Here is a 12,389-nt window from a genome sequence, read left to right on the forward strand (position 1 = left end):
TGTTGACTGCTGCCTAATTTTATTTTTTGATTTTGGGGGTGGTTTTTCGTCTTCTTTATACCCCCTGAACGCTTACGTTTGAAAAGAATCGAGATAGCGGGGAATGCCCGGAAAATCCAGATTTTGCAAAACTTTAATTTCTTGTTCGTAAGCTTCGTATTCTGCCCAGCTAGCACCTAATTGGGCAAATTGAAATTGCTTAATTACAACGGATTTTTTTGTGTTAATTTTTGTGCCAAGATAGGTGACGCGGCCGCCCAAACTGTTGTATCCGAGTTCGCGACTTATTTGATAGCCATGTTTGGAAAAGTCTGGAAAAGCGTTCATAGGTAATTACTATGGTTGGTAGTAAGGACTAAAGTCCTGAAGCCGTTATCTTATAAGGACTAAAGTCCTTACTACGAACGAAACGATCGCTCTTACAAACATAACTTTTTTGAAAAAAGGCGGCAAGTGCGGTATGATGTGACTTCGCGATCGGTTCTAGCGAGGAGCAGCCGCTAGAGGAAACGGGGAAAGTTCGGTGCAAGTCCGGCGCTGTCCCGCAACTGTAATGAAACCGTTGTGGTTTCTCAAGTCAGAATGCCCGCCGATATCTAACTCACTTTTGAACGCATCTGCGAGGTACGGATGATGGATGGAATTAACACGGCTGTACGCACAAAGCACAGTCTGTTTGTTTGCACTGCTTGCGCTAGTGTTTGGAAAAACGGCAAGCGCGAAGGTAAAAGCGGCGGTCAACAATTTATGGAAGACTTATCGAAACTCGCTAAAGATTGGGAGTTTTCTGATAAGTTTGAGATTCAAGAGGTTGAGTGCATGAGTGCTTGCAGTCACTCTTGTGCGGTGTCTTTTGCTGCTGTTGGAAAGTACACTTATCTGTTTGGCGATTTACCAGCAAATGAGTCGGAAAGCGTCGAGGCGGTACTCGAATGCGCGGGTCAATACTATGCCAAACCGGACGGTTTGTTGCCGTGGTCTGAGCGTCCTCCAGCTCTGAAAAAAGGCGTTTTAGCCAAGATTCCACCACTACCAAATTAGATAGGTTTGTAGTAAGGACTTTAGTTTTTTTCCTTTCGTTCCTAGGAAGAGCCTGGTAACGCATACCCAGAGGAAGAGCCTCGTATTAAAAGCGCTCCTTTATTCCAGCGAGGCAGAGCCTCTAGATTAGCATTCCCAGGCAGAGCCTGGGAACGAGATGTCCCATCACCAAATAAGCACAAAATTATCAATGCACAAAATTCCTGTTACTGTCATCACTGGTTTTCTTGGTAGCGGCAAAACTACCTTAATTCGCCACTTATTGCAAAATAATCAAGGTCGCCGCATTGCTGTTCTGGTTAACGAATTTGGCGAAATCGGAATTGACGGAGAACTGCTGCGCGATTGCCAAGTTTGCGACGAAGAAGAAAATGTCAGCAGCAATATTGTAGAACTAACAAATGGTTGTCTTTGCTGCACTGTTCAAGAGGAATTCTTGCCGACTATGCAGGAATTGTTGAAGCGCAGAGAACAAATTGATTGTATTTTAATTGAGACTTCGGGCCTCGCACTTCCTAAACCTTTAATTCAAGCTTTTCGCTGGCCGGAAATTCGCACCGGTGCTACAGTAGACGGTGTTGTTGCTGTTGTCGATTGCGAAGCTATTGCTAGCGGTAGTTTTGTCGGTGATATCGATGCTTTGATGGCACAGCGACAAGCTGATGATAGTTTAGATCACGAAACTCCGATCGAGGAATTGTTTGAAGACCAGTTAGCCTGTGCCGATATGGTACTTTTAACGAAGGTCGATCGCGTAAACGAAGAAACTCAACAGAAAGTTCAAACCTGGTTGCAGCAAGAGTTGCGTCCGAGTGTGAAAATTGTGCCTTGCAAGGGTGGCGAAATTAACCCTGATGTGCTAATGGGATTTAATGCGGCGGTTGAGGATGATTTGGAGTCTCGTCCGAGTCACCACGACACGGAAGAGGAACATGAACACGATGATGATATTAACTCGACTTTCTTTATTGCCGATCGCGAGTTTGAACCTGAAGCTTTGGTGAAAAAACTGCAATCCTTGATGCAGCAGGAGGAAATCTATCGGATTAAAGGGTTTGTGGCGGTTCCCAAGAAACCGATGAGGATGGTGTTGCAAGGTGTCGGGGAGCGCATAGAATATTTTTACGATCGTCCTTGGCAACCTTCCGAACTCCGCCAAACCAAATTAGTGCTGATCGGTCGAGAGTTAGAGCGCGATCGAATTGCAGCTATGATTAACAATTAATTGTCATCTGAGAGGGGCGGGTCGATCGATATTTTGAATTGCAGCAAATATTATTGGTAAAACTCGCCCCTACAAGCTCTCACGGACAATTTATTAACATTATTTAATATTGTGGGCGCTGCCAGCAGGTCTGGTGTAGAATAGCGATAATGGTTATCATTGTACAATAATCGAGGTAAAGTATGGTGACTGCTGGGGCGATCGAATCAGTTCCTGTTACCGTTCTCACAGGCTATTTAGGTGCAGGCAAAACCACGCTGCTCAACCGCATTTTAACACAGGAACACGGCAAAAAAGTTGCAGTCATCGTCAACGAATTCGGCGAAGTAGGCATCGACAACCAACTGATAATTGATGCCGATGAAGAAATTTTCGAGATGAACAACGGCTGCATTTGCTGTACCGTCCGAGGCGATTTAATTCGGATTATCGGTAACTTAATGAAGCGGCGCGACAAATTCGATCACATAGTCATCGAAACCACTGGTTTAGCCGACCCAGCACCCGTAATTCAAACATTTTTTGTAGACGAAGATATGCGGGACAAATTGCTGCTAGACGCAGTTGTCACCGTAGTCGATGCCAAGCACATCTGGCAGCACTGGGACGCAGACGAAGCTCAAGAACAAATTGCTTTTGCTGATGTAGTTTTGCTCAACAAAACAGATTTAGTGAGTGAGGAAGAATTGGCAGAATTAGAAAAGCGAATTCGCGCCATGAATGCAATGGCAAAAATTCACCGAACCCGCAATGCTGAATTACAAATGGATGCTTTGTTGGGCGTTAAAGCATTTGATTTGAACCGCGCATTAGACATCGAACCCGACTTTTTGGGCGAGCACACTCACGAACACGACGAAACAGTTACCTCCGTAGCAATAGTAGAATCCGGCGCTATTGACCGCAACAAATTCAGCGATTGGATGGAGGAATTGTTGCGGACTCAAGGGCCAAATATCTTTCGGACAAAAGGAATTTTGAATGTCGCCGGAGACAACCAGCGATTTGTTTTCCAAGGAGTACACATGGTGTTCGATGGCCGGCCGGATAGGCCTTGGAAAGCCACCGAAACTCCGAAAAATGAACTCGTATTCATCGGCCGTAACTTAAACGAAAATCAATTGCGAGAGGATTTCCGTCGGTGTCTAGTTTAAAAAGTAGCGAACAAACCCTGGAATTTCACGCCAAAGCAATGCTGTCTGACTACGTAACTGCTGTTACTTGGTCGCCGGATGGTACAAGTTTAGCAGTCTGTTCTGCTGCGGGGGAAGTGATGCTGGCGGAAGTAGGGGAAGTTAATGAATTGTCCTTGCAAACACTACAAAGTGCCACGGGTAAGTCAGCCGATTGTTTGTCTTTTTCCCGCGACAGTCAATTCCTAGCTGCTGGCGGACAAGATGGAAAAGTGCGAATTTGGCGCGTTAATTCTGGGGAATTAATTGCTGATTTGGATAACCAGCGTGTCTGGGTTGATAAGTTAGCTTGGAGTCCCAACTGCAACCAGTTAGCTTTCAGTATGGGCCGCTACGTTCAAGTCTGGAATGCTGAGGATAATGTTGTTGAAGTAACGCTGAATTTCGAGTCATCATCTATCCTCGATTTAGCATGGCATCCGATGGTTCAATATCTGGCAGTTAGCGGCTATCAAGGCGTCAAAGTTTGGCATGGCGAAGACTGGGACGAAGACCCGGAAATTTTATCAGTACCCTCTGCAACCGGTGCAATTGCTTGGTCGCCACAAGGAGAATATTTAGCTTGTGGCAATATGGACAATACTCTCATTGTTAATGAATGGGGAAATTTTGAACCGTGGGTAATGCAGGGTTTTCCGGGGAAAGTTCGGGAGTTAGCTTGGTCGGATAAAACTAATTCTTTGGGTGCACCTTTGTTAGCTGCTTCGAGCTCTCAAGGCATTTCCGTCTGGGAAAGAGACGCTGATGAAAGTGTCGGTTGGGATTCTTGGGCGTTAGAGGTGCATGAAAATGTGGTAAATGCGATCGCCTTTCAACCTAACACATTTTTATTAGCTTCCGCCGCTGCTGACGGTCAAGTTTGTTTGTGGGAGGAAGCAGCACAATTGCTGCAAATTCTAGAAGGTGCAGAGGGCGGTTTTTCCTGTCTCGCATGGCATCCCGATGGTCAATTTCTGGCGGCCTGCGGCTGTGGTGGCGAATTGCTGGTTTGGTCGAAATCTATGCGAGGCAAGGGGTTCGGGCGGCGCTAAGTTCCATGACGGCCGATCGCACCGGTGCTGCAAAGATGTAGACAATTGAAAACTTGCACTTTACTGAAGGCTAGATTAATATAACATTTTAGTGGCTGCATTATCCTTAAGGGCGATCGACAATTATGACCCAACAGCAATTTCTCGAACAAATCAACACGATTCTTGACCAAAACCACCTGCTGAAACACCCGTTCTACCAAATGTGGAACGAAGGTAAACTCGACCTCGCAATACTGCAAGAGTACGCCAAAGAATACTATCTGCAAGTCCACAACTTCCCCACCTATGTCAGCGCTACGCACGCCGCCTGTGACGACATCAAAATTCGTCAAATGCTCCTCGAAAACCTGATAGAAGAAGAGAGAGGCGCTGCTAATCACCCTGAACTGTGGCTGCGCTTTGCCGAAGGTTTGGGTTTAGACAGAAATGCAGTTATCGATCACGAACACTTAGAAAAAACCAGCGAATCCGTTCGCATTCTCAAAGACTTAGCGCGCAGCGAATCACCCGTCAAAGGTTTAGCAGCCCTTTACGCTTACGAAGCGCAAATCCCCGAAGTTTCTACAACCAAAATCGCTGGTTTGAAGGAATTTTACGGCATCGATTCCGAAGCTGCTTTGTCTTTCTTTAAAGTCCACGAAAAAGCCGACGAGTTCCACTCGGAAGCTACCCGCGAAGCGCTGTTAGAGCTTTGCCAAACTGAAGAAGCAAAACAGGAAGCGCTGTTAGCCACCGAGAAAGCAACTTTGGCTATCAACTTACTGCTTGATGGGGTTTATGAAACCTATTGTCAAGCTAAGTGCATCTAGTTAAGTTAAGGGCAGGTTTTGTACATAAATTATCTGTGAATACAAAAGTTTATTAGCTAAACCTGCCCCTACCAATGAACGAATAATTTGTAGGGGCGGGTTTAGCCAAGGATTTTGACACTCGCCAACAATCTCGGTACAAAACCCGCCCTCCCTCACTCCCTCACAGCCCCTACCAATGATTAATTGTGCGTATAGTTAGGTAGAAAAAACGCATAATTTGTAGGGCGGGTTTAGCCAAGGATTTTGACACTCGCCAACAATCTCAGAACAAAACCCGCCCTCCCTCACCAACAATCTCGGTACTCACTCTCCTTTCTTTCTAGTCAAAATTCCTTGACTGGGACTGAACAGCAAAGCTACTAAAAATAATCCAAAAACAACCAACACAATTGCCGCACCCGACGGCATATTCCAATAATAGCTGAGATACATCCCCGTCACACTAGCTGTAATTCCAATAATTGCTGCCCATCCCATCATTAAATGCAGCTCTTTTACCAACAAATATGCCGTAATTCCCGGCCCGATTAACAGCGAAATTACTAACAGCGCCCCCACAGTTTGCAAACTCGCAACAATCGTCAGCGTAATCGCCGAAATCATCCCCAAATAAATCCAGTTTACAGGCAAACCGCAGGCTTGCGCGCCCAACGGGTCAAAAGTATAGAATAGCAGTTCTTTGTAAAAGAGTTTAACCGCGACCAAAATAATCACAGTTATGACAAAAGTCTGCTGCACATCAGTCGGTGCAACTGACAAGATATTGCCGAATAAAAACCCATCTAAGTCTAATTTTGTAGTCCGCAAAAGGCTAATCAGCGTGACGCTAATTGCTAAAAATGTAGACAAAATTAATGCCATAATTGCATCAATTTTAAGGCGCGATTGCGATTGAATCCACGCCATAATTACCGCGCTGATAATTCCTGATATAAAGGCGCCGAGCGAAATATTGAAACCTAAAGAAAAAGCCACCGGCAATCCTGCTAATACTGAATGGGCTATCATGTCAACCATCATTCCCATTTGCTGTACAATTAAGTAGGAGCCAACCACGGCGCAGAGAATTCCTAGCAAAATGCCGACGGCGATCGCATTTCGCATGAACTCGAATTGTAGTGGCTCAATTAGTAGGTTTAACATTTATAGAAGAAGGAAGTTCGGCAATGAGCAATGTACGGGATTTAACGGATGTTCGGCAACGGATTTAGCTGTTGTGTCGCCATTGAAAAATTATCAAGGGAAATCGACAATTTCGTAGCGACGCACCCTACGGTGAGAATAATCCCATTTTGCTTAGGCTGAAACTAAACTTAAATCGTATCCATAGGCTTTTTGAATATTGGCGGCGGTGAGAACTTCTCGGCTGGAACCAACGGCAATTAAATGCTTATTTAACAACAATAAATTGTCGTATTTTTTTAAAGTTTCGCCTAAATCGTGACTAATTACTAGCAATGTTTTATTTTCGGCTTTGAGTTCGGCAAAAATATCGAATATAATCTCTTCTGTTGCTTTGTCGATCGCACTAAAGGGCTCGTCGAAGAAGAATAAATCGGCTTGTTGGGCGATCGACCTTGCTAAGAAAATCCGCTGCTGCTGTCCGCCGGAGAGTTCGCCAATTTGCCGATCGCGCAAATCCCACATTCCCACCCGCAGCAAAGCCGCTTTGACCAATTCTTGGGACTGCTTCGAGGGTGATCGAAACCAACCAGTCTGGACAGTCCGCGCCATCATCACCGCGTTTTGCACAGTAATCGGATAATCCCAGTCAATTTGTGATCGCTGCGGCACATAGGCCACCCGCGACAACTGTTCCTTCAACAACCGCCCCTGATATTTTACCAAACCCCGACACGCCGGAATCAATCCCAGCATCGCTTTCACCATCGTGCTTTTCCCCGCGCCGTTGGGGCCGAATACACCGGTTAATTGTCCGGGTTCTAACTGGAAATTCACGCTGTTAAGGGCCGAAATTCCTCGATAATTCACAGCCAAGTCTTGCACTTCTAACATAATTCCCGATTTTGAGAACGATTCTTGTTCGTAGCTACTACAATAGGATAACTCGAAAAAGCAATAACGATTATCGTTCCAAAGGTGAAATGTTAAAAAAATTGTCTGGAAAAACTGGCAGATTTTGCAGTACGGCTGTTTTGGCGATCGGTTTCGGACTGGTTGGGTGCACTTCCGCCCCCAAACCCAGCAATTCCACGCCCCAGAGTCCCAGCGCCACTCAAACTCAAGTGAGTCCCGTGGCTAACTTACCGAAAGTCGTCGCCACGACTGGTGTGATCTGCGATATTACTAAGGAAATTGCTGAAAGCTCGATCGACACCACCTGTCTAATCAAGCCCGGAGAAGACCCCCACGCCTACCAAACCAAGCCGGAAGACAGTAAAGCGATTGAAACAGCAAATTTGATTTTATACGCCGGCTACGACCACGAACCCAGCATCATTAAATTAATTAAATCCAGCAGTAATTCCGCACCCAAAATCGCCGTACACGAACTCGCCGTTCCCAAACCTCTAATGGGCGAACACGAACACGGCGAAGAGAAAGCGGAAGACAAACCCCATGCAGCAGGCGAAAAAGTTCCTGATCCTCACGTTTGGCACAACGCTCAAAATGGTGTATGGATGGTAGAAACAATTCGCGACGAATTGATCAAAGTTGCTCCAACTAATGCTCAACTCTATACCACAAATGCCACGAAATCAACCAATGATTTAGCAAAAATAGATAATTGGATCAAAGCACAAATAGCGACAATTCCTGCGGATAAACGCAAATTAGTCACAACTCACGATGCACTGAGTTACTATGCCGATGCTTACGGTTTAGATGTTGCTGGAGCTTTGCAGGGAGTCACAACAGAAGAACAGCCCACAGCCGCCAGAATTGCCGAATTGTCATCACAAATTAAGACTGCAGGAGTGCCGACAATTTTTGCCGAAACTACAACTAATCCGAAGTTGATGGAGACTGTGGCGAGGGAGGCAAATGTCGAAATTTCCGACAAGGAACTTTATAGCGACGAGTTGGGCGGCCCGGGTACGGGCGCTGATACATATCAGGGAATGCTGAAAACTAATACTTGCGCGATTACTTCAGGCCTCGGCGGAAATTGTACTCCGTTTGCAGGAGAAGCAACACCAACTCCGAAACCATAGAAAAAGTCGGCGGTTGAAACTGCGGCTAGACAAACAAAAACCGCCTCCGCGGTTTGAAGACAGGGCGGTTAAAATTATATTATTTTCTTCAGTCCGCGTCGGCGGACTTCGTTTTTATAGGCGCGGTTTCAACCGCCGTCTTATCTACGTTTGGCTGCGATGACTTTAAGGTGAATTTTCCTCCTCGGTACTGGGGGGTTTTTGGCCAATTCCCAATTGCTTCTTAGAGGATTTTAAGTCTTTCCAAAGCATCTTAATATCTTTATAGGCTTTCTCAGCGCTAATTTTCCCCCCAGTTTCCAGCGAGCAAATATAAGTTATTTTTTGAGCAAACTCCTGCAAGTTGGCATTAAACGCCAAGTTTTCTGGCGTGAAATCACCGTAGTAGCGATTGCGAGGATGTAAAAAATCTTCCCGCTCTTTCATTGCCCCCTCCTAATTAAACTTTTGGTATTCAACTTTTGGTTTGGTCTCTGCTGTAAATAGCACTATTTGTACTCAGTATCGCGGCGCTAACTTGCTTCTATTGTATTGCGTAAGTAGCAATTGTGCTTTTTCGCTTTGTATTTAGTCTATTAATGCAGTCTTAACCTTAAGTTAGCTTTATTTTAACTTTTCTTTAACCTAAAAGCAAAAAAATTGGGAAATGCGCGGTTCGCATCTCCCTTTAGATATATTTTGCAGTTGGTGATTAACCTTTTCTGAAGCCGAATGTTTATTTGTGGCACTCGCAGCCGGCGTGGCCGCAGCCTTGGCCGTTGGGGTGGCCCTCAGCGCAAGCACTGGAACAGTATGTTTTGCCGTCTTTTTCAATGGCTGCACTGACGTTGACAACGCACGAGCATGAAGGACAGGCACATTTGGTTTGGGTGGCGGTAGTCATTTTAGATTCTCCTGGTGGGGTTGTTTGTCTATACTAATATCTGAACATATATTCAGATGTATGTCAAGGGAATGTAAAAGTTTTGTTACAAAAGGTTTGTCGATCGCACTAAAATGAAAATGAGAATTAAAACTAGCCGGGAAAAGATGTCACCTAACTCTGCTGTTAATGGAGCGATAAGTCAGTCTCACGAACAAAACGATACACCAACGTGCGAGCCATCGCACCTAGTTGACTGTTTGCGGGCCGGGGACATCCAAACACAAGTTCTCAACACCGCAAAAGCCCAGCGGATGGCAGAGTTTTTCAGTCTTTTGGGAGATGCGAACCGCCTGCGGCTGCTGTCTGTTTTGGCCAAACAAGAACTGTGCGTGTGTGACTTGGCTGCAGCGTTGAGTATGAGCGAGTCAGCAGTATCGCATCAGTTGCGGGCATTGCGGGCGATGCGGTTGGTAAGTTACCGCAAGGTTGGGAGACAAGTTTTTTATAGTTTACTTGATCGCCACGTTTTGGAACTTTACCAAGCAGTCGCCGAACACTTAGACGAAGAATAATCTTTTGGGCATTGGGCATTGGTAATGGATTTAAAATTTTGTAGGGGCTGGTTTTACCAATAATCTCGGCCTAAGACCAATAATCTCGTAAACCCGCCCCCACCCAACTAGATATTAATCTTGGACGGTGTGGCCCGTAGCAACAACCGCCTGTGAAATTGACTCTTCAGAAGCTTGAGCTTCTACTGTAACAGTCTTAGCTGCGACATCCACATTCACAGTAGCATCGGAGTCAACAGTTTTGATGGCTTTGGTAATTGTATCAGCGCAGCCAGAGCAAACGATCGAGGGAACGTTAAGTAGTATTGCCATAATTCAGCAAAATTTCGTAGATGACAGTATTATTTTTTATTTTAATCTAAATTCGTGAAACACGCCCTTTTCACGATTTCGGCAGGGGTTTAAACCCCTGCCTAAAAGCTCAAGTCGGTTTTAACCGACTTGAGAGTTTGACGTTAAAAGTTATAGATTATTTCCTACCAATATCACTTCAAACTTAATACCTGTGAAGGCACATTAATATCGGGTATGCGGCGCCCAACGGCGGCGGCTACAGGCCGCAAACTCGCAACTAAATCTACCATATCTGGTAAAGAAAGAGCTTGCCGCGCGTCAGAAACCGATTTTTCGGGTTGCGGGTGACACTCAATAATTAATCCGTCTGCACCGCAAGCAACCGCTGCTTTGGCTAGTGGTGCGACTAATTCTCGCTTGCCGACGGCGTGAGAAGGGTCTACAATTACTGGCAAATGAGTTAACTGTTTCAGCGCTACGACTGCACCTAAATCTAATACGTTTCGCGTGTAATTGTCGAAGCTGCGGATGCCTCTTTCGCAGAGAACTACATGAGGATTTCCGTGGCTGAGAATGTATTCGGCGGCCATCACAAATTCTTCGATTGTGGCTGACAAGCCGCGTTTTAGTAGGACTGGTTTTCCGGCTTGACCGATCGCCTTTAGTAACTCGAAGTTTTGCATATTGCGGCTACCTACTTGCAGCATATCAGCATAGGTGACAACTGGCTCGATTTGGGCGATCGACATTACCTCTGTCACGACGGGTAAACTGTAACGCCGGCTGACATCGGCTAAAATTTCGAGTCCCTCAATTCCCATGCCTTGGAAAGAATAGGGAGATGTGCGAGGTTTGTAGACTCCGCCTCGCAAAGCTTGCACTGATGCGGCGGATAGTTGGCGGGCGACTGTTTCCATTTGTTGGGAACTTTCGACGGTACAGGGGCCCCCGATGATTAATAATTCTGTGCCGCCGACTGAGACTGTTTCTGAGAGTTTGACAATTGTTTGGTGTTCGGGATGAGATTTGGTTACGAGTTTGGCTTCTAACATGAGGGTATTTTCCTGGAAATTTAAGTGGGTGGTTGACAACAAAAAACCCGGAACTTTTAAGGAGTTCCGGGTTGGTGCGAAAAGACAGCGCGACAATTTACCCAGAACTTTTGTTGGGCCAAAAATAGAAGCTGTCGTACCAGTTACTGAATAATGTCATTGCTGTTTTCGCTTGTAGTCGATTGGTTGTTGGGAAAAGAACTAGAAAAAACAAAACCGCAGGTGTTAATCTGCGGTTCGCCCGGATGTTCACAGTGAATTGCAAATTCACTCCGGGCGAACTTTGCTGTACCAAAAATAAAAATAGCTGTTGGCTGTGAACTTGGCTGTGAACATGAGTGAAGTGCTGCGATTTGTGGATTAAACACAATACTATTTGACAAGCTAGCACAAGAAGATTTGGATGTCAAGCTATTTTTTGTCAAATGTAGGGAAACGGCAATGGCGTTTAACTCGGCGCGGTTGTCGTTTTTTGGCTATGTCTGTTATTATATCGATATAGGGACAAGCCGATAAGTCCTTATATCGACAAGCGCCCCTATCCGATCGCGCGCCTGTGTGTCAGGCTAGACACATAGACAAATCGATATAGCGATATGGAAACTTTGACTACAAGTAAAACTGTGTCCGTAAAAATCTATCTACCTGAAGAGACAAGAGCCAAGTTCAAAGCATCTTGCGCCATGCGTAGCCTCAGCATGAATGAGGTTCTGTTGGAGTACATCGAAACTTGGTTACAGGAAAACGAACCCGTTTTAGAGCCAAAGCCCCAGCGCGTCAAGACGATCGCCAAAACTGAGGAAACAGACTGATGACCGATCGACTATATCGAATAAACGGCATCCTCGAACAAACCGCGAGGGACAAATGCTGAGAGATTCAGACAACCCAGAGAAATCTTGGGAGGATTTAGAAGCCGAACTGCTTCCTCACCGTCCTTTTTATGCCCCTGGCGAGACTGAAATTGAAAAAGACCTTTATGCTAAGCGACGATGTGCTCAGCAAAAAATGAAGGCTGAAAAACGCCCCGATATTGCAGGCCGCTCTTATTACCAAAAAATTGGGTCTAAAGCCCCGTCCTTCTAGGACGGCTTTAATTTCCACTTATTGCAAATAATTGTTAAA

16 protein-coding genes and 1 riboswitch are annotated in these 12,389 nt (G+C 45.5%); of the genes, 9 read left to right on the forward strand and 7 right to left on the reverse strand.

Annotated features, from left to right (window positions below):
• Window positions 1–72 precede the first annotated feature (72 nt).
• A complete protein-coding gene (locus tag QUA44_RS29405) occupies window positions 73–327 on the reverse strand; it encodes a hypothetical protein (protein ID WP_333257141.1) in 255 nt (84 codons plus the stop codon).
• Between the two features lie 134 nt (window positions 328–461).
• Window positions 462–608, forward strand: a riboswitch (cobalamin riboswitch).
• 22 nt (window positions 609–630) lie between these two features.
• Here QUA44_RS29405 and QUA44_RS29410 point away from each other — a divergent pair.
• From QUA44_RS29410 to QUA44_RS29430, 5 genes are all read left to right on the forward strand, one after another.
• On the forward strand, window positions 631–1,041 hold the full coding sequence (locus QUA44_RS29410) for a DUF1636 domain-containing protein (RefSeq protein WP_333257144.1): 411 nt from the start codon (window positions 631–633) through the stop codon (window positions 1,039–1,041).
• A 190-nt stretch (window positions 1,042–1,231) separates the two neighbouring features.
• Window positions 1,232–2,266 (forward strand): cobalamin biosynthesis protein CobW, encoded by a 1,035-nt coding sequence (gene cobW / locus QUA44_RS29415; protein ID WP_333257147.1) that lies wholly within the window; start codon window positions 1,232–1,234, stop codon window positions 2,264–2,266.
• Window positions 2,267–2,448: 182 nt separating this feature from the next.
• Window positions 2,449–3,420, forward strand: coding sequence for a GTP-binding protein (locus tag QUA44_RS29420; RefSeq protein ID WP_333257148.1), 972 nt, complete (start codon window positions 2,449–2,451; stop codon window positions 3,418–3,420).
• Window positions 3,408–4,490: a WD40 repeat domain-containing protein gene (locus QUA44_RS29425; RefSeq protein WP_333257151.1), complete on the forward strand. Its 1,083-nt coding sequence runs from the start codon at window positions 3,408–3,410 to the stop codon at window positions 4,488–4,490. The genes QUA44_RS29420 and QUA44_RS29425 overlap by 13 nt, the downstream gene beginning before the upstream one ends.
• A 125-nt stretch (window positions 4,491–4,615) precedes the next feature.
• Complete coding sequence (locus tag QUA44_RS29430; RefSeq protein ID WP_333257153.1) at window positions 4,616–5,302, forward strand: CADD family putative folate metabolism protein; 687 nt, start codon at window positions 4,616–4,618, stop codon at window positions 5,300–5,302.
• 306 nt (window positions 5,303–5,608) lie between these two features.
• On the opposite strand, the gene QUA44_RS29435 is transcribed toward QUA44_RS29430, so the two are convergent.
• The gene (locus QUA44_RS29435; protein ID WP_333257156.1) at window positions 5,609–6,448 is read right to left on the reverse strand and encodes a metal ABC transporter permease; all 840 of its coding nucleotides are present in this window, start codon (window positions 6,446–6,448) and stop codon (window positions 5,609–5,611) included.
• Between the two features lie 153 nt (window positions 6,449–6,601).
• On the reverse strand, window positions 6,602–7,321 hold the full coding sequence (locus tag QUA44_RS29440; RefSeq protein ID WP_333257159.1) for a metal ABC transporter ATP-binding protein: 720 nt from the start codon (window positions 7,319–7,321) through the stop codon (window positions 6,602–6,604).
• Window positions 7,322–7,410: 89 nt separating this feature from the next.
• On the opposite strand from QUA44_RS29440, the gene QUA44_RS29445 reads away from it, so the two are divergent.
• Window positions 7,411–8,481: a metal ABC transporter solute-binding protein, Zn/Mn family gene (locus QUA44_RS29445; RefSeq protein ID WP_333257161.1), complete on the forward strand. Its 1,071-nt coding sequence runs from the start codon at window positions 7,411–7,413 to the stop codon at window positions 8,479–8,481.
• Window positions 8,482–8,646: 165 nt separating this feature from the next.
• Here QUA44_RS29445 and QUA44_RS29450 read toward each other — a convergent pair whose 3' ends face one another.
• Together QUA44_RS29450 and QUA44_RS29455 are read right to left on the reverse strand one after the other, a co-directional pair.
• Window positions 8,647–8,907, reverse strand: a complete 261-nt coding sequence (locus QUA44_RS29450; RefSeq protein WP_333257163.1) for a DUF7219 family protein — start codon at window positions 8,905–8,907, stop codon at window positions 8,647–8,649.
• Between the two features lie 289 nt (window positions 8,908–9,196).
• On the reverse strand, window positions 9,197–9,364 hold the full coding sequence (locus tag QUA44_RS29455; protein WP_333257166.1) for a metallothionein: 168 nt from the start codon (window positions 9,362–9,364) through the stop codon (window positions 9,197–9,199).
• A 146-nt stretch (window positions 9,365–9,510) separates the two neighbouring features.
• Between QUA44_RS29455 and QUA44_RS29460 the strand changes: the two genes are divergently transcribed.
• A complete protein-coding gene (locus QUA44_RS29460; RefSeq protein WP_333257175.1) occupies window positions 9,511–9,918 on the forward strand; it encodes a metalloregulator ArsR/SmtB family transcription factor in 408 nt (135 codons plus the stop codon).
• Between the two features lie 114 nt (window positions 9,919–10,032).
• Here QUA44_RS29460 and QUA44_RS29465 read toward each other — a convergent pair whose 3' ends face one another.
• A complete protein-coding gene (locus tag QUA44_RS29465) occupies window positions 10,033–10,230 on the reverse strand; it encodes a heavy-metal-associated domain-containing protein (protein ID WP_190693645.1) in 198 nt (65 codons plus the stop codon).
• 173 nt (window positions 10,231–10,403) lie between these two features.
• Entirely contained in the window at window positions 10,404–11,264 is an 861-nt protein-coding gene (gene aroF, locus QUA44_RS29470; protein WP_333257169.1) for a 3-deoxy-7-phosphoheptulonate synthase, read from the reverse strand.
• Between the two features lie 596 nt (window positions 11,265–11,860).
• On the opposite strand from aroF, the gene QUA44_RS29475 reads away from it, so the two are divergent.
• On the forward strand, window positions 11,861–12,076 hold the full coding sequence (locus QUA44_RS29475; protein ID WP_333077478.1) for a plasmid partition protein ParG: 216 nt from the start codon (window positions 11,861–11,863) through the stop codon (window positions 12,074–12,076).
• 55 nt (window positions 12,077–12,131) lie between these two features.
• On the forward strand, window positions 12,132–12,350 hold the full coding sequence (locus tag QUA44_RS29480; protein WP_333257172.1) for a hypothetical protein: 219 nt from the start codon (window positions 12,132–12,134) through the stop codon (window positions 12,348–12,350).
• Window positions 12,351–12,389 lie beyond the last annotated feature (39 nt).

Source organism: Microcoleus sp. N9_A2 (genome assembly GCF_036701775.1).
GTDB lineage: Bacteria > Cyanobacteriota > Cyanobacteriia > Cyanobacteriales > Microcoleaceae > Microcoleus.

Excerpts from the sequence above, each read along its gene's own strand:
- QUA44_RS29480 (WP_333257172.1), top strand. The coding sequence starts at position 12,132 with ATGCTGAGAGATTCAGACAACCCAGAGAAATCTTGGGAGGATTTAGAA.
- QUA44_RS29465 (WP_190693645.1), bottom strand. The coding sequence starts at position 10,230 with ATGGCAATACTACTTAACGTTCCCTCGATCGTTTGCTCTGGCTGCGCT.
- aroF (WP_333257169.1), bottom strand. The coding sequence starts at position 11,264 with ATGTTAGAAGCCAAACTCGTAACCAAATCTCATCCCGAACACCAAACA.
- QUA44_RS29435 (WP_333257156.1), bottom strand. The coding sequence starts at position 6,448 with ATGTTAAACCTACTAATTGAGCCACTACAATTCGAGTTCATGCGAAAT.
- QUA44_RS29445 (WP_333257161.1), top strand. The coding sequence starts at position 7,411 with ATGTTAAAAAAATTGTCTGGAAAAACTGGCAGATTTTGCAGTACGGCT.
- QUA44_RS29450 (WP_333257163.1), bottom strand. The coding sequence starts at position 8,907 with ATGAAAGAGCGGGAAGATTTTTTACATCCTCGCAATCGCTACTACGGT.
- QUA44_RS29475 (WP_333077478.1), top strand. The coding sequence starts at position 11,861 with ATGGAAACTTTGACTACAAGTAAAACTGTGTCCGTAAAAATCTATCTA.
- QUA44_RS29460 (WP_333257175.1), top strand. The coding sequence starts at position 9,511 with ATGTCACCTAACTCTGCTGTTAATGGAGCGATAAGTCAGTCTCACGAA.
- QUA44_RS29405 (WP_333257141.1), bottom strand. The coding sequence starts at position 327 with ATGAACGCTTTTCCAGACTTTTCCAAACATGGCTATCAAATAAGTCGC.
- QUA44_RS29410 (WP_333257144.1), top strand. The coding sequence starts at position 631 with ATGATGGATGGAATTAACACGGCTGTACGCACAAAGCACAGTCTGTTT.
- QUA44_RS29455 (WP_333257166.1), bottom strand. The coding sequence starts at position 9,364 with ATGACTACCGCCACCCAAACCAAATGTGCCTGTCCTTCATGCTCGTGC.
- QUA44_RS29440 (WP_333257159.1), bottom strand. The coding sequence starts at position 7,321 with ATGTTAGAAGTGCAAGACTTGGCTGTGAATTATCGAGGAATTTCGGCC.
- cobW (WP_333257147.1), top strand. The coding sequence starts at position 1,232 with ATGCACAAAATTCCTGTTACTGTCATCACTGGTTTTCTTGGTAGCGGC.
- QUA44_RS29420 (WP_333257148.1), top strand. The coding sequence starts at position 2,449 with ATGGTGACTGCTGGGGCGATCGAATCAGTTCCTGTTACCGTTCTCACA.
- QUA44_RS29430 (WP_333257153.1), top strand. The coding sequence starts at position 4,616 with ATGACCCAACAGCAATTTCTCGAACAAATCAACACGATTCTTGACCAA.